The 25,503-nt window shown below is 69.0% G+C and carries 17 protein-coding genes; 5 read left to right on the forward strand and 12 right to left on the reverse strand.

Features of this window, described 5'->3' with window-relative positions:
• Nucleotides 1-83: 83 nt before the first annotated feature.
• From ACTMS2_RS15100 to ACTMS2_RS15145, 10 genes are all read right to left on the reverse strand, one after another.
• Nucleotides 84-1,076 carry an ABC transporter substrate-binding protein gene (locus tag ACTMS2_RS15100; RefSeq protein WP_441175920.1) on the reverse strand — a complete coding sequence of 331 codons (993 nt, stop codon included), beginning with the start codon at nt 1,074-1,076 and terminating at the stop codon, nt 84-86.
• Between the two features lie 129 nt (nt 1,077-1,205).
• Nucleotides 1,206-1,889, reverse strand: a complete 684-nt coding sequence (locus tag ACTMS2_RS15105; RefSeq protein WP_441175921.1) for an L-ribulose-5-phosphate 4-epimerase — start codon at nt 1,887-1,889, stop codon at nt 1,206-1,208.
• Nucleotides 1,886-3,565 carry a ribulokinase gene (gene araB / locus ACTMS2_RS15110; RefSeq protein WP_441175922.1) on the reverse strand — a complete coding sequence of 560 codons (1,680 nt, stop codon included), beginning with the start codon at nt 3,563-3,565 and terminating at the stop codon, nt 1,886-1,888. Before araB ends, ACTMS2_RS15105 begins: the two co-directional genes overlap by 4 nt.
• Nucleotides 3,566-3,748: 183 nt before the next feature.
• Nucleotides 3,749-5,389, reverse strand: coding sequence for a glycoside hydrolase family 27 protein (locus ACTMS2_RS15115; protein WP_441175923.1), 1,641 nt, complete (start codon nt 5,387-5,389; stop codon nt 3,749-3,751).
• Nucleotides 5,390-5,647: 258 nt separating this feature from the next.
• Nucleotides 5,648-7,090 carry a pectate lyase family protein gene (locus ACTMS2_RS15120; RefSeq protein ID WP_441175924.1) on the reverse strand — a complete coding sequence of 481 codons (1,443 nt, stop codon included), beginning with the start codon at nt 7,088-7,090 and terminating at the stop codon, nt 5,648-5,650.
• Nucleotides 7,091-7,255: 165 nt separating this feature from the next.
• Nucleotides 7,256-8,926: an RICIN domain-containing protein gene (locus ACTMS2_RS15125; protein ID WP_441175925.1), complete on the reverse strand. Its 1,671-nt coding sequence runs from the start codon at nt 8,924-8,926 to the stop codon at nt 7,256-7,258.
• Nucleotides 8,927-9,024: 98 nt separating this feature from the next.
• Complete coding sequence (locus tag ACTMS2_RS15130; RefSeq protein WP_441175926.1) at nt 9,025-10,536, reverse strand: family 43 glycosylhydrolase; 1,512 nt, start codon at nt 10,534-10,536, stop codon at nt 9,025-9,027.
• Between the two features lie 138 nt (nt 10,537-10,674).
• Nucleotides 10,675-12,231 carry a family 43 glycosylhydrolase gene (locus tag ACTMS2_RS15135; RefSeq protein WP_441175927.1) on the reverse strand — a complete coding sequence of 519 codons (1,557 nt, stop codon included), beginning with the start codon at nt 12,229-12,231 and terminating at the stop codon, nt 10,675-10,677.
• An 81-nt stretch (nt 12,232-12,312) separates the two neighbouring features.
• Nucleotides 12,313-13,710, reverse strand: a complete 1,398-nt coding sequence (locus ACTMS2_RS15140; RefSeq protein WP_441175928.1) for an AbfB domain-containing protein — start codon at nt 13,708-13,710, stop codon at nt 12,313-12,315.
• A 74-nt stretch (nt 13,711-13,784) separates the two neighbouring features.
• A complete protein-coding gene (locus tag ACTMS2_RS15145; protein WP_441175929.1) occupies nt 13,785-15,326 on the reverse strand; it encodes a family 43 glycosylhydrolase in 1,542 nt (513 codons plus the stop codon).
• Between the two features lie 251 nt (nt 15,327-15,577).
• Here ACTMS2_RS15145 and ACTMS2_RS15150 point away from each other — a divergent pair, with 251 nt between their 5' ends.
• A complete protein-coding gene (locus ACTMS2_RS15150) occupies nt 15,578-15,970 on the forward strand; it encodes a substrate-binding domain-containing protein (RefSeq protein ID WP_441175930.1) in 393 nt (130 codons plus the stop codon).
• A 291-nt stretch (nt 15,971-16,261) separates the two neighbouring features.
• On the opposite strand, the gene ACTMS2_RS15155 is transcribed toward ACTMS2_RS15150, so the two are convergent.
• Both ACTMS2_RS15155 and ACTMS2_RS15160 read right to left on the reverse strand, forming a co-directional pair.
• Nucleotides 16,262-17,767, reverse strand: a complete 1,506-nt coding sequence (locus ACTMS2_RS15155; protein ID WP_441175931.1) for a family 43 glycosylhydrolase — start codon at nt 17,765-17,767, stop codon at nt 16,262-16,264.
• 161 nt (nt 17,768-17,928) lie between these two features.
• Complete coding sequence (locus ACTMS2_RS15160; protein ID WP_441175932.1) at nt 17,929-19,368, reverse strand: glycoside hydrolase family 43 protein; 1,440 nt, start codon at nt 19,366-19,368, stop codon at nt 17,929-17,931.
• A 1,044-nt stretch (nt 19,369-20,412) separates the two neighbouring features.
• On the opposite strand from ACTMS2_RS15160, the gene ACTMS2_RS15165 reads away from it, so the two are divergent.
• From ACTMS2_RS15165 to ACTMS2_RS15180, 4 genes are all read left to right on the forward strand, one after another.
• Nucleotides 20,413-21,666 carry a cyanophycinase gene (locus ACTMS2_RS15165; RefSeq protein ID WP_441175933.1) on the forward strand — a complete coding sequence of 418 codons (1,254 nt, stop codon included), beginning with the start codon at nt 20,413-20,415 and terminating at the stop codon, nt 21,664-21,666.
• A gap of 174 nt (nt 21,667-21,840) precedes the next feature.
• On the forward strand, nt 21,841-23,280 hold the full coding sequence (locus tag ACTMS2_RS15170) for a pre-peptidase C-terminal domain-containing protein (RefSeq protein WP_441175934.1): 1,440 nt from the start codon (nt 21,841-21,843) through the stop codon (nt 23,278-23,280).
• A 167-nt stretch (nt 23,281-23,447) separates the two neighbouring features.
• Nucleotides 23,448-24,383 carry a MurR/RpiR family transcriptional regulator gene (locus tag ACTMS2_RS15175; protein ID WP_441175935.1) on the forward strand — a complete coding sequence of 312 codons (936 nt, stop codon included), beginning with the start codon at nt 23,448-23,450 and terminating at the stop codon, nt 24,381-24,383.
• Between the two features lie 100 nt (nt 24,384-24,483).
• Nucleotides 24,484-25,428 (forward strand): transporter substrate-binding domain-containing protein, encoded by a 945-nt coding sequence (locus tag ACTMS2_RS15180; protein WP_441175936.1) that lies wholly within the window; start codon nt 24,484-24,486, stop codon nt 25,426-25,428.
• The last annotated feature ends 75 nt before the right edge of the window (nt 25,429-25,503 follow it).

The following is a 25,503-nucleotide window of genomic DNA, read 5'->3' on the forward strand; positions in this document are numbered from 1 at the left end:
GGACCTCTTCTGCATAGTGTCGATAGACGACAGTGAGCGACGGGTCGGGGTCGCCGTCCCCCGGACGGCGACCCCGACGTCAGTCAGTACTTGCGGTTGGGCAGGGCCGCCTTGGCCTGCTCCTGGGTGAAGGTGGTCTCCTCGGTCTCGATCCGGGGCGGCACCTCCTCGCCGGCGTGGACCTTCTTCGCCAGGTCCATCAGCTGCGGGCCGAGCAGCGGGCTGCACTCCGCGATGAAGTTGAACTTGCCGTCGGCGAGGGCCTGCATGCCGTCCTTCACCGCGTCGATGGTGATGATGGTGATGTCCTTGCCGGGCGTCTTGCCGGCGGCGGTGATCGCCTCCAGCGCGCCCAGACCCATGTCGTCGTTGTGCGCGAACAACACGTCGATCTTCGGGTTGGCCTTGAGGAACTGCTCCATGACCTGCTTGCCCCCGGCCCGGGTGAAGTCACCCGACTGGGAGGCGACGATCTTCAGGTTCGGGTTGGCGGCGATCGCCTCGGCGAAGCCCTTCTTGCGGTCGTTGGCCGGCGCCGATCCGGTGCTGCCCTGCAACTCGACGATGGTGACCGGCCCGGCGGCGGCCTTCTTGTTCTCCACCAGCCACTCCCCGGCCAGGCGCCCCTCCTTGACGAAGTCCGAACCGAGGAAGGTCTTGTAGAGGGACTTGTCCGCCGAGTCGACGGCGCGGTCGGTCAGGATCACCGGGATGCCGGCGTCCTTCGCTTCCTTGAGCACGGTGTCCCAGCCGGACTCCACCACCGGCGAGAAGGCGATCACGTCGACCTTCTGCTGGATGTAGTTGCGGATCGCCTTGATCTGGTTTTCCTGCTTCTGCTGGGCGTCGTCGAACTTCAGCTCGACGCCCGCTGCCGCCGCCGCCTCCTTGATCGAGATGGTGTTCGCCGTGCGCCAGCCGCTCTCCGCGCCGACCTGGGAGAAGCCCAGCGTGATCTTGCCGTCGGCGGCGGAATCGCCGCCGGTGTCGCTGTTGCCGCAGGCCGCCGTGCCGCCCGCGAGTAGCACGGCGGCGGCGACCGCAATGACGGTACGTGCCGTTCTCCAGGTTCTCATCGGTTCTCCTCGGGATGGGTGATCCGGACACGCGGCCTGCCAGGCCGTGTCCGGTGTGGTGGTGGGGATGTTGCGAGAAGGGGCTGTGCCGGCTGAGCGTGCCCGGTCAGGACGTTCGAGGGTGGCCGGTCATCCGATGGTCGAACGTTGGCCGTAGACGTTCTGGTAGCGGTCGTAGAGCGAGTTGATGTCGGCCTGTGCGATCGACAGTGGCTGCCCGAGTGCCCTCGCCAGGTGCGCGGTACGGGCGACGTCCTCGCACATCACCGCGGCCTTGACCGCCGCGCGGGCGTCTCTGCCGATGGTGAAGACACCGTGGTTACGCATGAGCACCGCGGGCGAGCGGTGCCCGGACAGGGTGCTGACGATCCCCTTGCCGATGTCGTCCCCACCGATCAGCGCGAACGGTCCCACCGGGATCTCCCCGCCGAACTCGTCGGCCTGGGCGGTCAGCCAGCACGGGATCGCCTCACCCCGGGCCGCCCAGGCGGTGGCGTAGCTGCTGTGGGTGTGCACGACGCCGCCGACCTCGGGCATGGCCCGGTAGACGTAGGCGTGCGCGGCCGTGTCGCTGGACGGCGACCCGTTCCCGTCGAGCACCGCCCCGTTCAGGTCGCAGACGACCATCGTGTCCGCCGTCAGGGCGTCGTAGTCGACGCCGCTGGGCTTGATCACCATGAGATCCTGGCCGGGAACGCGCGCCGAGACGTTGCCGGCGGTCCAGGCCACCAGGCCGTACCGGGTCAGCTCGCCGTGCAGAGAGGCTACCGTCTCGCGCAGGGTGCTCACCTGCCGCGCCACATCGGAGTTCATGCGACCACCTCCAGAACCGTTTCACTCGGCGCCGCGTCCACGGCAGCGTTCCGAATCGCCCGCAGGCGGAGCATGACGTCGTTGCCGCCTCGACCGAAGTGGTCGTGCAGTGCCCGGTACTCGGCGTAGAGGGCGTCGTACGCCCGCACGTTGTCCGGGTCCGGCTGGTACACGCCCTCGTCCACCCGGCCCATCGCCTCCGAGGCGCGGTGGACGTCCGGGTACGCCCCGGCGGCGACCGCCGCGTGGATCGCCGAGCCGAGCGCCGGCCCCTGAGCGGAGCCGATGATGCTCAGCGGACGGTTGGTGACGTCGGCGTAGATCTGCATGAGCAGCCGGTTCGAGGTGAGACCGCCCGCGACGACCAGGTCACTGACCGGTACCCCGGCCTCGACGAACGCCTCGATGATCATCCGTGTGCCGAAGGCCGTGGACTCCAGCAGCGCCCGGTAGACGTCCTGCGGCCGGGTCGCCAGCGTCAGCCCGACGACCAGCCCGCTGAGGTCGTGATTGACCAGCAGCGACCGGTTGCCGCTCCACCAATCCAGCGCGATCAGGCCGTGCGCGCCGACCGGCTGGCATGCGGCCAGTTCGGTGAGGCGCTCGTGCGACGCGCTCCCCGCCGGGGCGGCGTGCTCCACGAACCAGCCGAAGATGTCCCCGACTCCGCTCTGTCCGGCCTCGTAGCCCCACGCGCCGGAGCTGATGCCGCCGTCGACGACACCGCACATCCCCGCCACCTCGGCCGGGTGGGTGCCGTTGAGGACGTGGCAGGTGGACGTGCCCATGATCGCCACCAGCCGGCCGGGCTCCAGTGCCTGGGCGGCGGCCACGGTGACGTGGGCGTCGACGTTGCCGACCGCGACCGCAATGCCCGCTGGCAGCCCGGTCCAGGCGGCGGCGCGGGCGCTGAGGGTGCCGGCCCGGTCGCCCAGGGGCAGCAGTCGCCCGTCCAGCTTGGTCACGAAGTCGGCGAAGCCCGGATGCAGAGCGCTCAGGTATTCCGTCGACGGATACCGACCGTCCTGCCGGATGCCCTTGTAGCCGGCGGTGCAGACGTTACGGGTCTCCTCGTCGCACAACTGCCACACGATCCAGTCGGCCGCCTCGATGAAGCGCTCGGCGCGCCGGTAGACCTCTGGGTCCTCCTCGAGGATCTGCAGGCCCTTGGCGAACTGCCACTCGGCGGAGATCTTGCCGCCGTAACGACCGATCCACGGCTCGTTCCGCTCGTGGGCCAGCGCGTTGATGCGGTCGGCGTGCGACTGGGCCGCGTGATGCTTCCACAGCTTCACCCAGGCGTGCGGACGGTGCCGCAACTCCGGGACCTCACACAGCGGGGTGCCGTCGGCGAGCGTCGGCAGCACCGTGCAGGCGGTGAAGTCGGTGCCGATGCCGATGACCTGGGACCGGTCCACGTCGGCGTCGGCCAGCGCGGCGGGGACGGCGTACCGCAGGACGTCGCGGTAGTCCTCCGGGTCCTGCAGCGCCCAGTCAGGGGGCAGCGCAGGGCCGCCGTCGGGGAGCACGGAGTCGATCACGCCGTGGCGGTACTCGTGCACCGCGCTCCCGACCTCCGCGCCATCACGAACCCGCACCACGAGAGCCCGCCCGGAGAGCGTGCCGTAGTCGACTCCGACCACGTACCGCTCGTCCCCACCATCCGCACTGCTCATGACCACCTCCGATCGATGACCGGCATAGTGTTAACGCTCACATACAGCGCCGTCAAGACATTAGGCCGCAACAGCTCCGTAACGGAAGCGACGAGCAGAGCGTTCTTCCCTGATCGGGACGTCACCCCGCCCTGCGGCTTCGGCGCCATCGTCGTTCCGATGCGCCGGTCCCGTCCGTCGCGTTCAGATGCGGGTCCACCGTTGGTTCGCCGCGCCGGTGCAGGTCCACAGGATCAGCGGAGCGTTGTTGGCGGTGCTGGCCTCGCTGACATCGAGACACTTGCCCGACTGGACGCCACGGACGGTGCCATCGGCCTGCATCGTCCACTGTTGGTTCGCGCCGGTGCCGCAGGCCCAGAGGATCACCCTGGTACGGTCCGCGGTGCCGTTGTTCTCGGCGTCGAGGCATCTGCCGCCGATCCGCAACTGACCGGCAGTAGCGGTGATGATCTGGGTGACGCCACCGTTGCAGTCCCAGATGACCGCCTGCGTGCCGTCGTTCGGCACACCGCCGAGCACATCCAGGCAACGACCCGATCCGGCTCCGCGCAGGCTGAAGGTCGTGACGGGGGTCGTGGAGCCGGACCGGACCCGGTACACGACCGCGCCATGCGGCGGGACGGCTGCGCTGATCACACCGGTGGTGTTCCGGGTTGCCTTGGTCCAGACGTCGAACAGGTTGTAGGCACCTGCCGTGTCCATGCCGATCTCCGTGGCGGTGGTGGAGACCGTCGCGGTGCTGCCCGAGCGGTTCAGCAGGGCGACCGCGCCTGAGCCGTCGCTGAGCGCCTTGGCCCACACCTCGGTCTCGCCGAAGTCACGGACCCGGCGGGCCTGCCGACCGCCGCTGTCCTGGTTGATGGCGAGCACGTCGGGGTTCGTCAGTACGGTGCGTACGTCCGACGACATCGAGGTGATGTCGTTGCCCGCGATCAGCGGGGCGGCCATGATGGCCCACATGCTGAAGTGCGCCCGGTTCTCGGTGGGGGTGAACGTGCCACGTACGCCCACTTCGAGCATGTCGGGGTCGTTCCAGTGCTGCGGCCCCGCCCAGGAGTGCAGGGGCGCCTGCACGTCGAGAATCTCGGTGATTCCCATGAAGCAGTCGGCGCGGCAGCCGGTGCTCCACCGGTCGGTGATGTCCTCGGTCGTGCGCCACATGTCCGCCACCGAACCCCAGTTGTAGGACGGGCCCGTGTTGGCGTGCGCGCTGTTGGGGTTGATCGAGTAGACGATCGGCCGCCCCGTGGCGCGTAGTGCGTCGCGCATCTTCGAAAAGCTCGCGACCTGGTCGTCGACGGTGCCCCAGGGTGAACACCAGTCGTACTTGAGGAAGTCGACGCCCCACGAGGCGAACGTGTTGGCGTCCTGCTGCTCGTGGCCCAGCGCGCCCGTGGCACCACCGATGGTGTTGAAGTACTGCGCGCAGGTCTCCTCGCGCGGCGCCTGGTAGATGCCGAACTTCAGCCCTCTGCCGTGGATGTAGTCGCCGAGCGCCCTCATGCCGGACGGGAAGCGCACGGGGTCGGAGCGGAGGTTGCCGGAGGCGTCACGGGTCGTCGCCTGCCAGCAGTCGTCGACGACGACGTACTCGTAGCCGGCCGCCCGCATGCCGGAGCTGACCATGGCGTCGGCAGCCGCGCGGATCCTGGCTTCGTTGATGTCACAGCCGAACGTGTTCCAGCTGTTCCAGCCCAGCGGCGGCCGGACGGCGGGGCTGCCGGGCGCCGCCGCGGCGGGCGGGACGGAAACGAGGATCGCACCTGCCAGGGCGGTGGCAAGAGCGGCCAGGACGGCCGTCGGCGGCCGCGTAGCTGTTCTCAAGGGGGACCTGCCTTCGGAGTCGGGACGGGATCGACGGGGATCACAAGACGCGGGAGGTGGTGTCCTGCCGGCCGCTCCCACTGGCGTTCACGTCGACGGGCCTGTGTGGGCGAGCGCGTCGGCCTGCCACCACCAGCGGCGCCAGGACACGGTCCCGGCGTGCGCCCCTCCCCGTCACCAACGGCCGGGCCGGACCCTCCGGAGGCCCCGGAACGGCCCGGCCCTGCTGGCGCCGTGATCGTTCGAAGCGGCGCCGGATCAGACGCTGATCCGACCGGCCCCGGCGCCCGCCGTGACGATGGACTTCACGTTGCAGGCGGTGTCGAGCTGGTACGGGTACGGGATGGTGGCAACGCTGCCGCCGGTCTGCCCACCACCCGAGTTGACGAAGCAGTTGTTGCGGGCGACCAGGGATCCGGGACCGGACGAGCCCTCGCCCAGATGGTAGGGATCAGCCGTGTTCTCGAAGTAGTTGCCCTCGACGAGCACCCCGGCATTCATCGTCGATGCGACGCCATAGCCGCCGACGTTGCTGTACAGGTTGTTGTAGACGTGGACCGGGTTGCCGAAGCGGACCCGTGGGTGGCGCTGGTTGGAGCCGTCGAACCAGTTGTGGTGGTAGGTGACCCGTAGGCGTCCGACATCCTGGCTGGCGTTGCTGTCACTGTGGCCGAGCAGCATCGACTTGTCATGACCGTGGACCCGGTTCCAGGAGACGGTGACGAAGTCGGATCCGCGCTTGATGTCGACTGCGCCGTCGTAGCCGCCGGTGAAGCTGTTGTGGTCGACCCAGATGTTGGTGGCCGACTGTTCGACGTTGATCGCGTCGTCGCTCCAGTTGCGGAAGTTCAGGTTGCGGATGATGACGTTGCGGTCCCCGTTGACGGTGAAACCGCAGCCGGAGATGGTCGCTCCGGCATTGCCGAGAATCGTCTTGTTGGACCGGACCCGCAGCATGCCGGAGCAGGAGATCGTGCCGGACACGCGGATGACCGCAGCGCTGGACGAGCCGAGCGCGCTGGAGAGAGCGGACGCATTCGTCACCGTGGTGGTCGCGGCGCTACCGCCGCCGGTGGTGCCACCGTTCTGGGTGGCCCAACCGACGAGGCCGGTCTGTGGCGTTCCCGGACTACCGCCGATGGGAACCAGCTGCCACTGCTGGTTCCATCCGCCGAGGTCGGCGTACTGGGAGATCCGTCCGCCGTCGGCGGTGGACCACTCCCACACCTCCAGGGCCTTGTTGGAGTGCCGGTTGATCAGCCGGACGTAGCCGCTGTCCGAGTCGAGGACCTGGAACTGCTGGTTGGTCGCGTTGAGATCGGGCCACTGCCGGTACTCCGCGCCGTCAGCGGTGTTCCATTCCCACAGATCGATCGCTTTTCCGCTGTGCCGGGCCTGCAACCGGTAGTAGCCGCTGCCGGAACTGACGAACCGGAACTGCTGCCAGGCACCGTCGTTGCGGGACCACTGCTGGATCGACGCGCCGTCGGCGGTCGACGTGTCGGCGACATCGAGAACCTTGCCGCTGTGCCGATTGACCAGCACGTAGTAGGCGTTGGTGTCGATGACCGCGGCCTGGGCCGGAGGCGACGCGATCACCGCGCCAACTACGCCGACGACGAGGGCACCGGCGGCAGCGATCAGGGACCGCCAGCGGCGCCGCAGGCGCTCGTCAGCGGGACTGGTGAGAGTGTTCGTCACAAGAACCTGCCTCTTCTCGACGGTGGTGAACGGTGTCACGGTGAGCGCTGGGGGTGCGGCGAACGCCCTTTCTCGCATCGGTGCGGGCCGGTCCCGTGCGGGACCCGAGAGAGGGACTCCTGAAGGTGGCACGGGCCGAATCGAGCCGGCGCGGCGCACCAGAGCTCAGCACCAGTTCAACGTCGAGTTGATCCTGGTGACATTGCTGATCGTGTTGTTCGCCCCGCCGCAGGGACTCTGGGTGATGTTGGTGCCGCTGACCGTCAGGTTCTGGAACCGGATGCCGGAGGAGATCGGGAACTCCGTGCGCGAGGAGATCCTCACCTCGCCGCCGCCGGTCACCGTCCCGGACACCCCGGCGATGGTGACGTTGTAGCAGTTCTCCACGAGGATCGCGTTGTTTCCCGTGTTCGAGATCGTCACCCGGTCGATGACCGCGCCCCCGGACTCGGACACGCAGAAGATCCCCCGGCCGCCGCCGGAGGCGATCACGTTGCCGACCCGGATGTTGGTCGGGTACGAGCTACCCACGCGGCCGTTGCGGTTGGCCATGCGGAACGCCGCGTACCCGGTTCCGGTGCCGGCGCCCTGCGCGTCGACCGTGCCGACCGTGGCGTTGATCGTGTCGTTGAGCAGCAGGCCGGAGTAGCCGGTGTTCCGCGCCGTGACCGTTCCCACCGTCAGACCGTCCACACCGTACGTCTCCACTCCGTGCGCACCGGTCCCCGAGACGTACACGTTGTCGATGCGGACGTTGCGCACCTTCACCGCCCGGTCTCCACCGTGGTTGTCGATGCGCACTCCCAGACCCGAGGAGACCCGAATGTCGATCTGGCCCAGGGTCAGGTTGTTCACGTTACGCATGAAGATCCCGTACAACGGCGACCCGGTCAGCGTCAGGTTCTGCACCTCGACGTCCGTGGTGCCCCGCGAGTACACCGGCGCCTGGTCGCCCGAACCTGACCCGGTGACGTTGATCGTGCCGCACACCGCAAGGGTCGTGTACGACGGCAGCGACAGCCGCGAACCCGCGCTCATCGACCCGGAGCCACGAACCACCACCCGCTGCTTCGACGTCCGGCCCGCCGACAGCGAGTTCACCGCCGCCTGCATCGCCGACAGCATGCTCGAACCCGAATAGACCGTCGACGAGCCATTACGGGCCGTCCAGGTGCTTCCGCTCAGCACGGCCTCGGCGTTGGTCGACCCGCTGCCACAACCGGTGCCCGGTGGCGGCGTGGTCGGAGTGCCCCCGTCACCCACCCGAACCATCTGCCACTGCTGGTTCGCACCGTTGAGATCGGTGTACTGACTGATCCTGGCGCCGTCGGCGGTGGACCACTCCCATGCCTCCAGCGCCTTGCCGGAATGGCGGTTGATCAGCCGGACGTGACCGCCGTCGGAGTCGAGAACCTGGAACTGCTGGTTGGTGGCGTTGAGGTCCGGCCACTGACGGTACTCGGCGCCGTCGGCGACGTTCCACTCCCAGAGGTCGACGACCTTGCCGCTGTGCCGAGCCTTGAGGCGGTAGTAGCCGCTGCCGGAGGCGACGAACTGGAACTGTTGCCATCCGCCGTCGTTGCGGGACCACTGCTGGATCACGGCGCCGTCCTCCGCCGAGGTGTCCCGGACGTCGAGGACCTTGCCGCTGTGTCGGTTGACCAGTACGTAGTAGGCGTTGGTGTCGATGGTTGCCGCCTGCGCCGGCGGTGCGCTGACCACAGCGACACCGGCCGCGCCGGCCAGCGCCGTGATCATGGCGAGCGCCAGGCCGCTACGCCGGCCGCGGCGGATCGATCCGCCGCTGAACGGTATTCTCATGGTCTTCAGGGGCATCGTTTCTCCTGCGTAGTAGAAGGGCCCGGGGCGAACACACCGAGGTGGCCGGGAATCGCGGTCGCCTGATCCGGTGGATGGCTGATCCGGGTGGCTGGCTATTCCAGGTGGAAGGTGGCGGAGGCACGCTCGGCGCTCGAACTCATCGCTTCCACGTGGAGCAGTCCACCGCGGTGGCGTACGTACCGGCCCGGGAAGTTCTGTGACTCCAGCGAGAGCCCGGCGCTGGCGGCCAGGCCGGACCGGCGGTGGAAGCTCGCGTCGCCGCCGAAGAGGGCCGAGCCGTCGTTCTGCTCCACGTACAGGGCGAAGTCGCGGTGGCGCAGGTAGTAGCCCGGGAAGTTGGTCGACTCCAGCGACACGGTTCCGGCGCCGGCGAGGCCGGCGACGATGCGGAACTGCGAGTCGGCCAGGTTGGTCACGTTCGGTTCGAGGCGGGCACGGTAGTCGTAGTGCCGGATGTAGCTGGCGGTCAGGTCGTGCGAGCGCAGCCGCACCGGGGTGGCCCCGTCGGGCACCGGGATGCCGAAGTTCGGGGTGCCGTCGGCTTTCCAGTACAGCTTCTGCACCCGGGTCCGGCGGTTCGGATCGTCGAGCGGGTCGCCGACGATGTCCCGGTAGTTGCGGTCGTGGTAGACCAGGATGTCGCTCTGCCCGTCCTCCGAGACGGTGAACGAGTTGTGGCCGGGGCCGTACTGTCCGGTGGCCGGATTGCTGGCGAACACCGGGGTCGGGCTCTTACTCCAGGCGGCGGCGTCGAGCAGGTTCGCGCCGGCGGAGGCGCTCAGCATCCCGAGGCAGTAGTTCGCGTCGGTGGCGCTGGCCGAGTAGGTCAGGAAGACCCGGCCATTGCGCTGGATCACCGCCGGCCCCTCGGCCACCCGGAAGCCGCGGGTCTCCCAGTCGTACGTCGGCACGACCAGCCGGGTCACCGTACCCGTGATCTGCCACGGGTTGGCGCCCATCCGGGCGAGGTAGACGTTGGAGTTGGTCGAGATGCCGGGCTCCTGCTGCGCCCAGGTCAGGTAGCGCACCCCGTTGACCACGAAGGTCGAGGCGTCCAGGCTGAACGTGTCCCACGGGGTCGTGATCCGACCGCGTTCGGTCCACGACCCGCCCAGCGGGTTCGCGTTCGCGTTCTCCAGCACGTACATCCGGATCCGCCACACGTCGTCGGTCCGCCCGGCGGCGAAGTAGACGTACCACCGGTTGTTGATGAAGTGGATCTCCGGTGCCCAGATGTGGGCGCCCATCTCCCCGCTGGTGTGCCGGCGCCAGATCGTCGTCTCCGCTGCCGTGGCCAGCCCCTGCAGTGTGGTGGCCCGGCGCAGCACGATCCGGTCGTACTGCGGCACCGTCGCGGTCATGTAGTAGTAGCCGTCGGTGTGCCTGACGATGTGCGGGTCGGCCCGCTGGTTCGCCAGCGGGTTGGTGTAGTCCACCGACGGCGCGGCGTGCGCCGGGCCAGCCACCGGAAGGCCGGCCGACACGGCGAGTATCGCGAGCACCGCGGCCAGCACCGACCGCAGGCGCCAGCGGGCACGGCGGTCGGTGGGCCCCGGGCCGACTGCCCGGCGGTTGACTGGACGGAACGGGTGCTGATGCGGCATGTGCCCTCCCAGTTGGGCGAGATCGTCGGTCAGCGAGGTGAGCGTGAAGGCATCCAGCTCGGCGTGACCCGAGTGTGGTTCGAGGGTGCGGAGCATCCCGGTGGGCAGGCACGGGCCCGCCCACCGGAATCAGCCGGGTCAGTACACGTAGGGCCAGGCAGCGGCGTCGTAGCCGATGCGGTTGATGCCGAGCAGCGACGCGCCGTTGTCGGCGTAGTAGTGGTAGAACAGGTAGTCGCCGTCAGTGTCTGCGAGGAACGCCTGGTGGCCGGGGCCGTGGACACTGCCGTGCGAGGCGAGGATCTGCGTGCCCCCGCCGGAAAGCATGTCCCGACCGGCGCGGTCGACGAACGGCCCGGTCGGGCTCGCCGACCGGCCCACCATGACGCGGTACGTGCTGCTGGCGCCCTGGCAGCAGCGATCGAACGAGACGTACAGGTAGTACCACGAACCGCGCTTGACCACGACCGGTGCCTCGATGCCGGGACCATAGGCGGCGAGGCCCTGCATCGAGGTGCCGAGCCGACGTCCGGTAGCCGGGTCCAGTTGGATCATCTTGATCCCGGACCAGAACGAGCCGAAGCTCAGCCACCAGCGGCCCTGGTCGTCGACCACGAGGTTCGGGTCGATCGCGTTGAAGTTGTCCGACGTCCGCGACTCGACGACGAGGCCCTCGTTGGTCCAGCTTCCGGACGCGCCGGTGGTGCTGGTGGCCAGGAAGATCGCCGAGCGGTTGGAGCCGAAGGTCGACGCCGAGTAGTACAGGTAGTAGCGGCCGTTGCGGTACGACAGATCCGGCGCCCACAGGTTGCGCGCGCCACCGGTGTACGTGGTGGTCCACGGCGCGCCACCGGGGAAGACGGCGCCGGCGTTGCGGTAGGTGACCCGGTCGGTCGAGGTCTTCAGCGCGATGTCGTTGCCGGTGTGCGCGAGCAGGTAGGTGCCGTCGGGCCGCTTGACCACGGTCGGGTCGTGGACACCGATGTCTCCCGAGACCCTGATGGGCTGCGGGTAGGACGCCGGCGGGTTGCCCGTCGGCGGAGGCGGTGGGGTGGTGGGTGTTCCACCCCCCAGGCGCACCAACTGCCACTGTTGATTGGCCCCGTCCACGTCGGAAAAGCCGGCCAACCGGCCACCGTCGGCCGTCGACCACTCCCACACATCGACGACCTTGCCCGACTGCCGGTTCACGAACCGCACGAACCCACCCACGGAGTCCAGCAACCGGAACTGCTGCGTAGCCGACCCCCGATCACTGGTCTGCACCAAACGGGTGCCATCGGTGGCGCCCGGCAACTCCAGCACCTTCCCGCTGTGCCGCGACCGCACCTTGTAGTACCCACCACCGGCATCGACGAACTGCCACTGCTGCACCGCAAGATCGTTACGTGCCCACTGGTTCACCGGCGCACCCTCCGCCGTCGACCAGTCATAGACATCCATCGCCTTACCACTGTGCCGATTCACGAACACGTACGACGCCGAGGTATCCACCGTCGCCGCCGACGCCGACGGCACCCCCAACACCACCCCCGCACCCGCCACCAACACCGCCACACCCGCGGCCAACCCCACCCGCCACCCACGCCGCCGCGCACCCACCCGCGGCACCCGATCCACAATCACCATCGAAATCTCCTTCTGACAAGAGGCGTCGCCAAGGACCGCCTGGACTGATACGGCGGGAGCCGGCATGCGACGTGCGGCCGGGCTCCGACCATGCCGGCTCGGGTACGTGGTCGCGGTCTTCGAAGTCGCTGGATCCGGGTCAGCCGTTCAGTGCCCGACCTGGAACGTGGCGTCCGCCCGATCCATCGCGCTCGAGGACGCGCTGAGCGGGTCGATGCGCAGGACGTAGTTGGCATGACGCAGGTAGTAGTTGCTGAAGTTGTGCGAGCGGAACGAGGACCATCCGCCGTCGGCGAGGCCGGCGGTCCGATGGAAGGTGGCGTCGGCGGCGAAGCCGGAGGATCCGTCGTTCCCGGCCAGGACGAGGACGTAGTTGCTGTGCCGCAGGTACTGGCCGGGGTAGTTGACCGATTCGAACGACACGCCCGAGGAATTCGCCAGTCCGGGTCGCAGGCGCCATTGGGCGTCGGCGTACGGGTCGAACGGGTAGGGGTCGATCCGCGCCGCGTTGCCGGCATGACGGATCAGGTGGTCGGGGAAATTGAACGACTTGATCCGGTTCCAGTTCGGTGTGCCCCAACGGGCCAGCATCGCCGCGTGCTCGGCGGCGGTGATGGGTGCGATGGTGGGATGCTTGGCGTTCAGCGGCTGGGTGTAGCGTTCCTTGCCGAGCGGGGTCCAGCTGTTGCTGTCGATGTCGCCGCTGCGCCAGACGTAGAGTTCGCCGTTGTTCGGGGAGAACGAGTCGCCCCAGAGGAACCATTCGTTGCGGTCGTTGGCCTTGACCACGATCGGCGCCTCGATGCCGCCATTGACCACGCCGCTGGTGTACGTGCCACGGTCGAAGCTGCGCGGGGCGAGGCTGCTGGACCGGGCGCCGTAGAGCCGGCCGTCGGCGAAGCTCTTGTAGTACAGGTAGTTCGCCCCGCTCCCGACGTGCACGGTGGCGTCCAGCACGTCGAATCCCGGGTCGAAGTACAGCTGGTGGGCGCTGACCGTACGGAAGTCGGTGGTGTAGTTGACGTAGAAGGAGTCCCGGTTGTTGTTCCTGGCGGAGTACAAGATGCCGTACTGGCCCCGCGAGGCGTCCCAGAACGCCTCCGGCGCCCAGGTGTGGGTGGCCATCGTGTGCATGCGCACCCGGCGGTAGCCGGTGAAGCTGCGTAAGTCGGGAGAATCCCAGATGTGGATGTACTGGTTCTGCTGGGTGAAGTCCGTGCCCTTGAGGTCGGTGGCGAGCACGACGAAGGTGTCGTCCTGCTTGCGCATGATGAACGGGTCGCGCAGGCCGCCGGTGCCGGCGGTGGGGGTGACGACCGGGTTGTTCTGGTTCAGCGGCGTCCAGGTGAGCCCGTCGGTGCTGACTGCCAGGTGCAGGCCGTAGTTGTTGGCCGCCGAGGACGGCGACTCGGTGAAGTAGCCCATGACGTAGCCGCCGTAGGCCAGGGCGGCCCGGGCCGGCGCGGCGCCGTGAGACAGGACGCCGGCGCCAGTGGCCATCGCCGCGGATGCGCCAGCGGCCAGCAGGGTGCGTCGGGAAACCATCGGGGGCTCCTTTCCGGCCTCGGTGCGGGCCGGGTGCGAGGTGCGAGCGGTCGCGCCCGGGCGGAGGGGCTGGTTCACTCCCCGGAGGGAGCGGTAAGGGTGACCCCGAGCCGGGCAGGGGCGCCGAAGTTGGGGGTCCCATCGGCGTTCCAGGTGAACTTCTGGGCTCGGGTCGACCGGTCCATGTCACAGCCGCCGCCAGCGGAGTCGTTGGCGTGGTAGACGATCCAGTCCTCGGTGCCGTCGGGTGAGGTGAAGAACCCGTTGTGGCCCGGGGCGTAGACACCGTTGGCGTCACTGCGCTGGAAAACCGGGTTCGGCGCCTTGGTCCAGTGCCCCGGGTTGAGGGGGTCGCTGCCGGTGAAGGTGAGCAGGCCGAGCTTGTAGTCCGGTCCCCAGCAGGCGCTCGCCGAATACACGATCATCGTGCGCCCGTTGCGGTACAGCGGTTCCGGACCCTCGTTGACCGGGTGGGTCTGCCGCTCCCAGGCCAGCGTCGGGGAGCTCAACCGGACCCGGCTGCCGCTGAGCGTCCACGGGTTGCTCATCGGCGTGATGAACAGGCTCTGCCCGTAGCTGCCACCGGGGTTGTACGTACCCATCAGGTAGAGCCGGTTGTTGACCGTCATGATGCTCGCGTCGAGCTGCCAGTCGCTGCCGAGATCGGCCTTGAACGTGTACGGGCCCATCGGGTCGGTGCCGGCGCTTTCCAGCACGTGCAGCCGCTGCGTGGGGTTGAAGTCGGGCACATTCTGCCCGGCGGTGTAGTAGAAGTACCACCGCGGCCCGTTGGGCCCGTTGATCAGGTGGAACTCGGGCGCCCACATGTTGCAGCAGCCGTTGGCACGTCCGGCCAGGTTGAAGATCACCTGATCCTGGGCGGTGGCCAGCCCGGCGAGGGTGTTGGACCGGCGCATGGTGATCGTCGAGTTCCACGTCGTCGTGGCCAGGTAGTAGACCCCGTTGTGCACGCGCAGCCACGGATCAGGACCGTTGCGCTTGATCGGGTTCGTGAACGTCCGGCTGCCGCCCGGTGGGGTGGTGGGTGTTCCACCCCCCAGGCGCACCAACTGCCACTGTTGATTGGCCCCGTCCACGTCGGAAAAGCCGGCCAACCGGCCACCGTCGGCCGTCGACCACTCCCACACATCGACGACCTTGCCCGACTGCCGGTTCACGAACCGCACGAACCCACCCACGGAGTCCAGCAACCGGAACTGCTGCGTAGCCGACCCCCGATCACTGGTCTGCACCAAACGGGTGCCATCGGTGGCGCCCGGCAACTCCAGCACCTTCCCGCTGTGCCGCGACCGCACCTTGTAGTACCCACCACCGGCATCGACGAACTGCCACTGCTGCACCGCAAGATCGTTACGTGCCCACTGGTTCACCGGCGCACCCTCCGCCGTCGACCAGTCATAGACATCCATCGCCTTACCACTGTGCCGATTCACGAACACGTACGACGCCGAGGTATCCACCGTCGCCGCCGACGCCGACGGCACCCCCAACACCACCCCCGCACCCGCCACCAACACCGCCACACCCGCGGCCAACCCCACCCGCCACCCACGCCGCCGCGCACCCACCCGCGGCACCCGATCCACAATCACCATCGAAATCTCCTTCGAATGTCTGGACCGCCCCGGACGCCGAGCCCTCGATCCCGGTGAGGGACGTCGCCATGACGACGCGCGGTCGCTCGCCCATTCGACGACGGAGCCCAGCACAGCGACCTCGCACGCGGAGCGACGCCCGCCGAGGGACGTGACAGCAGCATTACATCCTCGTTACGAATAAATGTTTGCGTTAACATCGATGGATGTCAAGCTCGGAGGTCGATCCACATTGACTACTTTGAGCGAGCGTGGAATTGCGCAGCGCGGCACCACCCGGCCACCGGTGGGCGTTTCCGGAGAGGGTCCGCGCACGGCTCGTCGAGAAGTACGAGCCGCTCTCCGGCAATGTCGGCGCACACCCCCGACCGGCCTCGCGCGGCTTGCGGGTGCCCGAGGACGTCGCCGTGATCGGCTACGACGACATCGAGGACGGCGCATATTCGAACCCGCCGGTCAGCACGATCTCCCCGGACAAGCAGGTGATCGCGACGACTGCGGTGGAGCGTCTGCTGCTGCGTATCGCCAGTCGCACACCGCTGCCCGGCATGGAGCTGCGCGCACCGCACCGCCTCGTGGCACGGGAGAGCACCGTGGGGCGAGTTGCGGCGGGCGGTCACCGGCGACCGACCGGCGCGGCGTAGGGGCTCGGCCGAGGTCCGCGGCGAGGGATGAGCGGGCTCGGTCGACCTCCGCACCCGCCGCACCGGGTTTGGCGGACAAGGCGTACACGTGTCGGGTCAACTGCCGCTACCTGCGTCGACGCGGGACCGCCGCGACCATCCCGCTCAGCCACCGCGAGCACCGGTGACGCTCCACGACGGACCGCGCCGGCCGCCCGCGGCCACCGCGTGACCGTTGGTGATCGATGGTCACGCGGTGGCCGTCGCACGCCCGCGCTACGGCGCACCACACCGCGACGTGATGTCGGGGTATCAGGATGTCCGGCGGAAGGTGGCGTCGGCGCGGTCGGTGCCGGTGCTGATCACGTCGATCCGTAACACGTAGTTGCTGTGCCTGACGTACCGGTCGGGGAAGTTGTAGGACTGGTACGACGACCACGACGAGTTCGCCATCCCGGCTACCTCACGGAAGGTGGCGTCCGCCCTGAACGTCGTCGAGCCGTTGTTCGGTTCCAGTCCCAGCACATAGTTGTTGTGCCGCAGGTAGTAGCCGGGGAAGTTGACCGACTCGAACGACACGTACCCGGGCCCGCTGCTCGCCAGCCCGGGGACCACCCGGAACTGCCCGTCCAGCGCCGGGTTGACGTTCGGGTCGATCCGGACGGCGTAGTTCTGGTGCCGCACATAGCGGTCCTGGAAATTGAACGACTGCAACCGCTGGACGGGCACCGCGCCCGCGTTGCCGAATTCGCCGGACGGGCCGGCCAGGACGGTCGAGGTGGATACGGGAACGCCGAGGTTGGGCGTGCCGTCCGGGTTCCAGGAGATCCGCTGCGCGCGGCTGGTGCGGGTGGTCCCGCATCCCTGCGAGGACGAGGAGTTGGCGTGGTAGACGATCCAGTCCTCCGTGCCGTCGGGCGAGGTGAAGAAGGAGTGGTGGGCGGGACCGTACACCCCGTTGGCGTCGTTGCGCTGGAAGAGCGGGTTGGTGAGCTTGGTCCACGAGGTGCGGCTCAGCGGGTTGGAGCCGGTCAGCTCAAGCGCCCCGATCTTGTAGTCGGGTGTGCCGCAGAAGCTGGCCGAGTACGTGAGGAACGTGCGGCCGGCGCGTTGCAGCACGTAGGGGCCCTCGTTGACGGGGTTGCCCTGGCGCTCCCACGAGAGTGTGGGCTCAGAGATCAGCGTTCCCAACGACGCGGGCGTCCACGGGTTGGTCAGACGCGTGATGTACAGACTCTGCAGGCCGCCATTCTCGAACCCGGAGTTGTTGTTGAACGCGGAGAACACGAAGTAGTTCACTCCGCTGACCGTCATGACGCTACCGTCGATCGACCAGCCGTTGTTCGGCATCAGGTTGAGCGGGCCTCGATAGGTGTAGGGACCCATCGGATCGGTTCCCGCGCTCTCCAGCACATGTTGTCGCTGCCCCCCGCAGCACGAGCTCGGGCCGGCCGAGTAGTACAGGTACCAGCGCTGCCCGTTCGGACCGTTGAGCAGATGCATGCTGGGCGCCCACATGTTCGATGTCGCGTTCGGCTGCGACATCGTGAACACCCGCGTCTCCGGCGCGGTACGGAGGCCGCCAAGGGTCGACGCCTTACGGATGTAGATGTTCCCTGTCCAGGTGGTGGCCGTGTAGTAGTAGTTGCCGTCGTGGTAACCGAGCCACGGGTCGGCGCTGTTGGGCGTACCGACGATGGGATTCTGGAACGACGCTCCAGGAGCGGCGCTGCTCGGGGTGGAAACGGCGAGCGCGCTGACGCTGAGCACGACAGCGGTGACCAACGCGATGGCCATGGATCGTGTACGTGTGCGCATGATGCGGGTCCTTTCGACGGACGTGGTGCGACGTAGCGAGGCGACGAACCATTGGTCGCCACCTGGGACGGGTGAGGTTCGCGCTCGTCGCCGTCCAGATACCACCGCTGGGGTACCTGCCGACGTGGATCCGATCGGACCTCCTCGCACGGGGGGCCGGGTTAGCCGGTAACGCGGAAGGTGGCGTCAGCACGGCCCTGCGCGTCGGTGATCGGATCGAGCCGGAGCAGGTAGTTGGAGTGCCGGATGTAGCGGTCCGGGTGGCTGTAGGACCGGAACGACGTCCACGAGGAACTGGCGAGGCCGGCGACCTGCCGGAAGGTGGCATCGGCGGCGAAGACGGCGGTGCCGTCGTTGGCTTCCAGCCGGAGGTCGAACCCGTAGTGGCGCAGGTAGTAGCCCGGGAAGTTGACCGACTGGATGGACACCGTGCCGGAGCCGGCCAGGCCGGGCACCAGCCGCCACTGGCCGTCCTGGGCGGGGCTGACGCTCGGGTCGATGCGGGCGTCGTAGTCGGCGTGCCGCACGTACCGGTCCTGGAAGTTGTACGACTGGATCCGGCTGGCCGCGGTGGTGCCCCAGCGGGCGAGCACGCGGCTCTGCTCGGCGGCGGTCAGATTCAGGATCGAACCGTGCCGCTTCCTGGTGCCGCCCATGGCGTACGAGCCGGACGCCGGCAGCCGGAAGCCGCCGGGGCTCGACGGGTTGGTGGTCAGGACGGGCAGGTAGCCGCGCCCGGACGCGTACTGGTCAAGGTAGAGCACCCACTCGTTGCGGTTGTTGAACCTCAGCCACATCGGACCCTCGACCTGGGCGCCGGTCAGTCCGAGGCCGGACAGGTTTCCAAGGTTCGTCCAGGTGCCGAGGATGGAGTTGCTGCCTTCGACGGTGATCTGGTCGTCCCGGGAGGCCCGGACGTAGCGGTAGGCGCCGACGCCGGCCGGCACCTCGACGATCTGGGTGTCGATGATCTCCTGGCTGCCGGGCCGGCTGATGTAGATCTGCGGGGCCGTGATGCTGCGGAAGTCCGCCGTGCGCGCGGAGTAGACGCGATGCTTGGTCGCCCCGTCGAGTGGGACGTTCGTCGCCCAGTAGAGGACGTAGTCGCCGGTGGCCGGGTTCCAGATCGCCTCCGGAGCCCAGGCATTGCGTCCGTCCGGGATCGCGCCGGCGACGTTCAGCAGCCACGGTGCCGACCAGTTGACGAGGTCGGTGGACTCCCACACGACGAGGTTACGGCTGCCGTTGTTGATCGCGGTCGACCAGTCCTGGCCACAGCCGATGCACAGGTCGGTGGCGACGATCCAATACCGGTCGCCGGCGGGCGAGCGGACCAGAGCGGGGTCGCGGACGCCGCGGGTGCCGACGGTGGAACGCAGCACGAGTCCCCCGTTGTTGAGGTCCGTCCAGCGTAGGCCGTCGGTGCTGTGGGCGAGGTGGATCTGCTGATCGGTCGACGACTCACCGGTGAAGTGCGCCATCAGGTAGCCGACGGTCGGGTCGAGCGCGGCCGCCTCCTTCGGCGTCGCCACCGACCAGGTGGTGAACAGCAGGCACGCGGCGACCGAAACCGCGCCCAGCCGGGCAAGGACTCTCGACATGGGTTCTCTCCTTCGCGGAGGGGCGTTCAAGTCAGCTAGAGGGCCGGTGTGACGGGGCGGATGTAGCAGGTGTCGGTGCCGGGCGCCTCCCATCCGCCGCACGCCGTCGCCCCCTGTGTCGACAGCCGGTTGTCGGCGCGGAAGCCGTACCGCAGCGCCACGGATGGTTCGGGCGGGCGGTGTGCCGGCGCCCGCCTCCGGGCCTTTGTGGGGCGTGTCCGGGGACCGTCGGAAACGCTGTTTCCATACCCGGCCGGGTTCAGTTGGTGGGTCGGCAACGAACGAAGGACACATTGCCGCGACCTGGGCGCCCGGCCGAGGGCCGGCGCTTCGGCTTCGTCACGAGGGGCGGCCCGAAGGCCTGTCCGGCATGCCATCCGTGCTGACACAGGTCTCGTGGGCACACCGGACGGCCGAAGCCGCTGCTAATCGCCGTGGGGCCACGGTGACGTCCCCCTTCCGGACCCGACTGTCATGTTAGCGATAACAGGAGCAGCATGACGGTTTCGGGCTCCGCGATTCTGACGGTGGGTGGTCTGCCGTGCGGGCAGCTCTGATGCGCCACGCTGGCGCAGGCGCAGTGTGTTCTCTTCGTTAAGCTCGCGTTGCGGACCAGTGTTAGCGATACCATCTGAGGTGTCAAGAAATCGAACATGCTCGTTCGCCTCGGGATGCGTCACCAGGGCCGGCCGCCCACCGAGACAGCGGTGCTGCGTTGACGTGCGCCACCCGGTCAAGGGCAGGATCCGCTCCACGACGCCGGTGTCGGCGCTACCGTCCCGCGTGCGGCCGTACCGCCGATCGGCTTTTACGCGACGCTGAGTGTCCGGCGGGTGACGGCCGGGGCTGTCCGAGCCTGGCGAGGCGCGGCCCGCACCCACGGCATCGTCGACGCGCCGACCACCGCGGGGACCGGTCCTGTCTGCCGCGCCGGTGAGCCGAACCCACCCATCGACGAGCGGTCGCGATCGGCCGTTGTCGGGGTGGGTGTTCTGTCGTACGCTCACGTCGGCCCGCCCTCACGGTCTCCAGTGAGGAACAGTCATGCCCTTGAACCGTCTGCTGGCCCTCGGGGTCGGCGCGTGCACGGCGGTCGCGTTGAGCGTCCCCCTGGCTGCGGTCCCCGCCTCGGCAACCTCGTCGTCCCACCGCTCCGGTGGCAGCCTCGTGCTGGTCGGCGGCGCGCTCGCCGACGACAACGCGACCATCTACGGCGACATCGTCCGGCTGGCCGGCGGCACCGGCAGGGCCCGCATCGGCATCTTCACGGCGGCGGCGCCCACCCCGTCGGAGGATCCGGACGCGGACACCCCGGACTGCAACAACAGCGTCTGCAACGGCGACTACTACGCGAACCTGTTCAAGACGTACGGCGTGGCCGACGCGCAGTGGATCCCGATCGACGTCGACCACCCCGAGAAGGCCGACGACCCGGCCGTGGTGGCCCAGATCAACTCGATGACCGGCTTCTTTTTCGGCGGTGGCGACCAGTACCGGTACGTCACCACCATGACGCGGGGCAGGGCGCAGCGCGACTCGGCGGCGCTGGCTGCGGTCCGGCGCAAGCTGCGCGCGGGCGCGGTCGTCGCCGGCACCAGCGCGGGCGCGCAGATCATGGCCGGCCGCGACATGATCACCGGCGGGTCGGTTGACCCCGGCCTGCGGGACGGGTCGAAGGCCGGCTACTTCGACGACTCCAGCGTCCTCGGGTACCTGCCGAAGGGCGGGTTCGGCTTCTTCCGCGACGGTCTGGTGGACACCCACTTCTCCCGGCGCGGCCGGGAGGCCCGGTCGATCCGGCTCGCCACCGACACCCGCAACAAGCGGGTCTTCGGCCTGGACGAGAACACCGCGCTGGAGGTGACCGGCGTCGGCTCGCGGCACCAGCAGCTGCGGGTGCTCGGCCAGCACGGGGTGACCGTGCTCGACCTGCGGTGGGCGCGCGCCAACCGTACTCCCGTCTGGGGTGTCGGGGGCGTGCGCTGGACCCGGCTGACCGAGGGCGACCAGTACCGCTCGGACCGCTGGCAGCCGGTCGTCGCCCGGTCGAAGCAGCGGGTCAGCGGGGCGCCGGGCTGCGACGTGACGCCCACCGGGGACGTGTTCTGGAACTACGGCCTGGTCACCGGCGCCGAGGCGTTGATCGGCAACGCCGGCTGCGCGTCGGTGTCCGACGTGTCGTACGAGGACGACCCGCGGTGGGAGGCGACGCTGACCCGGGGACGGGGCTTCGCCGCGTTCCGGGCCGGTGAGTCGACCTCGTTCACCGGCGTCGTGATCGGCATCGCCGCCCGGTAGGCGTCGTCCGGTAGAGAGGTGAGGAAGGGCCGTTCGACGCCTGTCGAGGGGCCCTTCCACAGTCGTGCGTGGGGTCGGAGCACGTCATCGGACGTAACAGGGATTACGTATTGAGCAGGGAACTTAATCGATGTAACTTCTGTTTCATCGATCCGTGGCCCCTCGGAGGTGCCCATGTCCCCTGTCCGCAACCCCCTGCGTACCCGTCTCGCGGTGTTGACCGCCGCGAGCCTCGTCGCGACCCTCACCCCGATCGGGGCGACCGCAGCCCACGCCCAGGTCATCCGCGACCGGCAGGGCAGCTCCACCGATGTGAGCCGGGCGAGCTGGTCCGGCCCGGCGTACACGATGAACGGCTCCGGCGGCGTCGTGTCCGCCACCATGACGCGGGCGATCAACGCGATCCGCGGTGGTAGCGGCACGATCGACGTGGCGGTCGTCGCCGCGTCCGACGGCGGCACCCCGGAATGCGACGACATCATGGGCCTGGCCGGGGTCAACTCCTGCACCACGTTGACGCTGACCGCCACGAACGACGGCAACAACAGCCAGGTGAACACCGACATCCGCAACGCCGAGTTCGTCTACTTCGCCGGCGGCAACCAGTGCAACTACGCGGCATGGAAGGGCACGGCGCTGGAGGCGTCCGTGGAGTCCGTCGTGGCCAAGGGCGGTGGCGTCGGCGGCGGCAGTGCCGGCCACCACATCAACAGCGACATCGTGTACGACGCGTGCGCCGCCAGCGCCACGTCGGCGGTCGCCCTGGACGACCCGTACGACCGGTCGATGACGTTCACCACCGGCATGTTCCGCTGGGCGAACTACGCCAACACCGTCAACGACTCGCACTTCCAGGAGCGCGACCGGATGGGTCGCACGATGGCGTTCGTCGCGCGGGCGGTCAAGGACGGTCGCACCAGCGGCGGCGCGGCCTGGGGCGTCGGCGTCAACGAGGGCGCGTCGCTGTTCATCGACAAGTCCGGGATGGCCACGCTGAGCGGCTCGAACGCGTACGTGGTCCTCGGCGACCACCAGCCGGAGGTGGCGGTCTCCGGGCAGCCGCTGACGTACTCCAACTTCAAGATCTGGCGGCTGTCCGGCGGGCAGACCTACGACTTCGCCAACCGTCCCACCTGCGGCTACTACCTGAAGAGCGTGACCAACGGGGTGCCGAGCAGCAACCTCTACAGCGGTACGCCGGTCACCGACTGCTCGACCACGCCGCCGCCCCCGCCCGGGGGCGGTTCCGCGTACGCCGAGGTCGAGCCGAACGACAGCCGCACCGCCGCGAACGACGTCAGCGGCCGCAGCTACCCGCTGACCGTGACCGGTGACATGAAGAGCGGCAGCGACCGGGACTACTTCAAGGTGAGCCTCACCAGTGGCCAGACGCTCACCGTCGACTGTGCGGTCCCGAGCGCGTACGACGCCGACCTCTACCTGCTCAGCTCGAACGGCAGCACGCTGACCCGGTCGGTCAACGACGGGGCGGGCGCGGACGAGTCGGTCTCGCTGACCCGTACGTCGTCCGGATCGGCCACCTACTACGTCGAGGTGGAGGCGTACTCCGGATCCGGCACGGCCGACTACGCCTGCACCGTCGCCAAGTCCTGATCCCACCCGGTCGAAGGCGCGCCCTCCTCACCCCCGGGGCGGGCGCGCCCTCGGCCCGTGTGGTCTGACCACCGGGACCATCCTCCAGTGGGTGGTGCGCGGGCGGGGACACCTCGCCCGTTCCGTGTCGGGGCGGGCCGGCACGGAGCGGCGGATACGCTCAGCGCGTGTCGACCTTCGATCTCGCTGGTGAGCCGGGCACGGGTGCCGGTTCGGAACACCTGCCCGACGACGCCGCCGTCGAGCCGCCCGCAGTCGGGGTGGCCGCCCTGGTCCGACAGCGGTTGGGTGAGTGCAGCCCGGCCGAACGTCGGGTGGCGCGTGCGCTGCTGGCCTCGTACCCGGCCGCCGGGCTGGGCACGGTCGCCTCGCTGGCCGAGCGGGCCGAGGTGAGCGGGCCGACCGTGCTGCGGTTCCTCAGCCGGCTCGGGTTCGGCGGCTATCCGGAGTTCCAGCGCGCGCTGCGCGACGAGCTCACCGAGCGGGAGACGTCGCCGCTGACGGCGTACCGGGCGGCGGAGCGGACCGGCGGTCGGCCGGAGGGCGCGCTGCCCCGGGCGGCGGCGAGCCTACCGGAGGCCGTGGCCGGGACGCTGGCCGAGTTGCCGCAGGGCGAGTTGGACGCGGCGGTCCGCCTCCTGGCCGACCAGCAACTGCGGGTGACAGCGGTGGGTGGCCGGTTCTCCGGTCTGCTCGCGCACTACCTGGTGCTGCACCTGATGCAGGTGCGCGGGGGCAGCCGCCTGTTGCCGTCCACGCCGGTGGAGCGCACCGACATGCTCGTCGACGTGGGCCGCCGGGACCTGTTCGTCCTCTTCGACTTCCGCCGGTACGAGGAGCCCACCCTGGCCCTGGCCCGGGAGGTCACCGCACGGGGCGCCCGGGTGCTCCTGTTCACCGATCGGTGGCTCTCCCCGGTGGCCGGCCTGGCCGAGGTGGTGCTGCCGAGCCGGGTCGAGTCGCCGTCGCCGTACGACAGCTTCGTACCCACGTTGGCGCTGGTGGAGACGCTGGTGGCGGCGTTGATCGACCGTCTCGGGCCGGTCGCCGGCAAGCGCCTGAAGGCGATGGAGCAGGCCCAGCAGACGTACGGGGGCAGCTGAGAGCGCCGGAGGCTCGTTACAGAAAACTGTAACCCCACCGAAATAGTAATGTGCGTTACAGTCCGGGTGCTGGTTCGGCTGGCACCCGGAAGGACACCCCATGCGCATCCGTCACCTCACCCTGGCCACCGTGGCCTCGGCCCTCCTCGCGGTCACCGCCGGCTGCGGCGGCGACTCCACCGCCGCCGGCTCCGGCGACGAGGTCACGACCGTCTCCGTCACCATCGAGGGTGTCGGTGAGGTCACCACCGACGCCGCCCTCGCCCGGAAGGTCCCCGGCGACATCCGGGACCGGGGCACCATCACCGTCGCCACCAACGCCCCGTACGAACCCTTCATCGACTTCAAGACCGAGGGCCGCACCGACGAGTTCAAGGGTCTGGACCACGACCTGTTCCTGGCCGCGTCGGCCCGGCTCGGCATCAAGGCGACCTTCACCCAGCAGCCCTTCGACGGCCTCGTGCCCGGCCTCCAGGCCGCCAAGTACGACGCCATCGCCGGCGGCATCACCGACAAGAAGGAACGCCAGCAGGTCGCCACCTTCGTCGACTACTCCGCCTCCGGCACCGGTTTCCTCGTCAAGACCGGCAACCCGCTCGGCGTGCAGACCGTCGCCGACCTCTGCGGACGCAAGGTGGCCGTGCAGAAGGCCAGCAACCAGGCCAAGAACCTCGCGGAGTACAGCAGGTCCGACTGCGCCGGCCGAGCCGTCGAGGTCAAGGAGTACCCGGAGAACCCGCAGGCGGTGCAGGCCCTCATCGCCGGCAACGTCGACGTGGTCGCCGCCACCAAGGTCAACCTGGTGGACATCGCCCCCGCCCTGACCGGCAAGGCCGACCTGGTCGAGGACCCGTCCGCCCCGAACGGCTGGCTGGCCAGCCCCAACGGCTTCGGGTTCCTGAAGGCACAGAGGGAACTCGCCCAGGCGTACCAGGCCGCCGTGCAGTCGCTGATCGACGACGGCACCTACACCAAGATCCTCGCCCAGTGGAAGCAGGAGCCGATCGCGGTCAAGCAGGCCACCATCGACCAGGCCATCGACTGACCCCGGCGGAGACGACTCCCTGAACCGCGGTCGCCGGGCGCCCTTTCGACACCCCGTGAGGGCGGGCCCGGAAGG

It is taken from the genome of Micromonospora sp. SD12, assembly GCF_052068495.1.
Lineage (GTDB): Bacteria > Actinomycetota > Actinomycetes > Mycobacteriales > Micromonosporaceae > Micromonospora > Micromonospora echinofusca.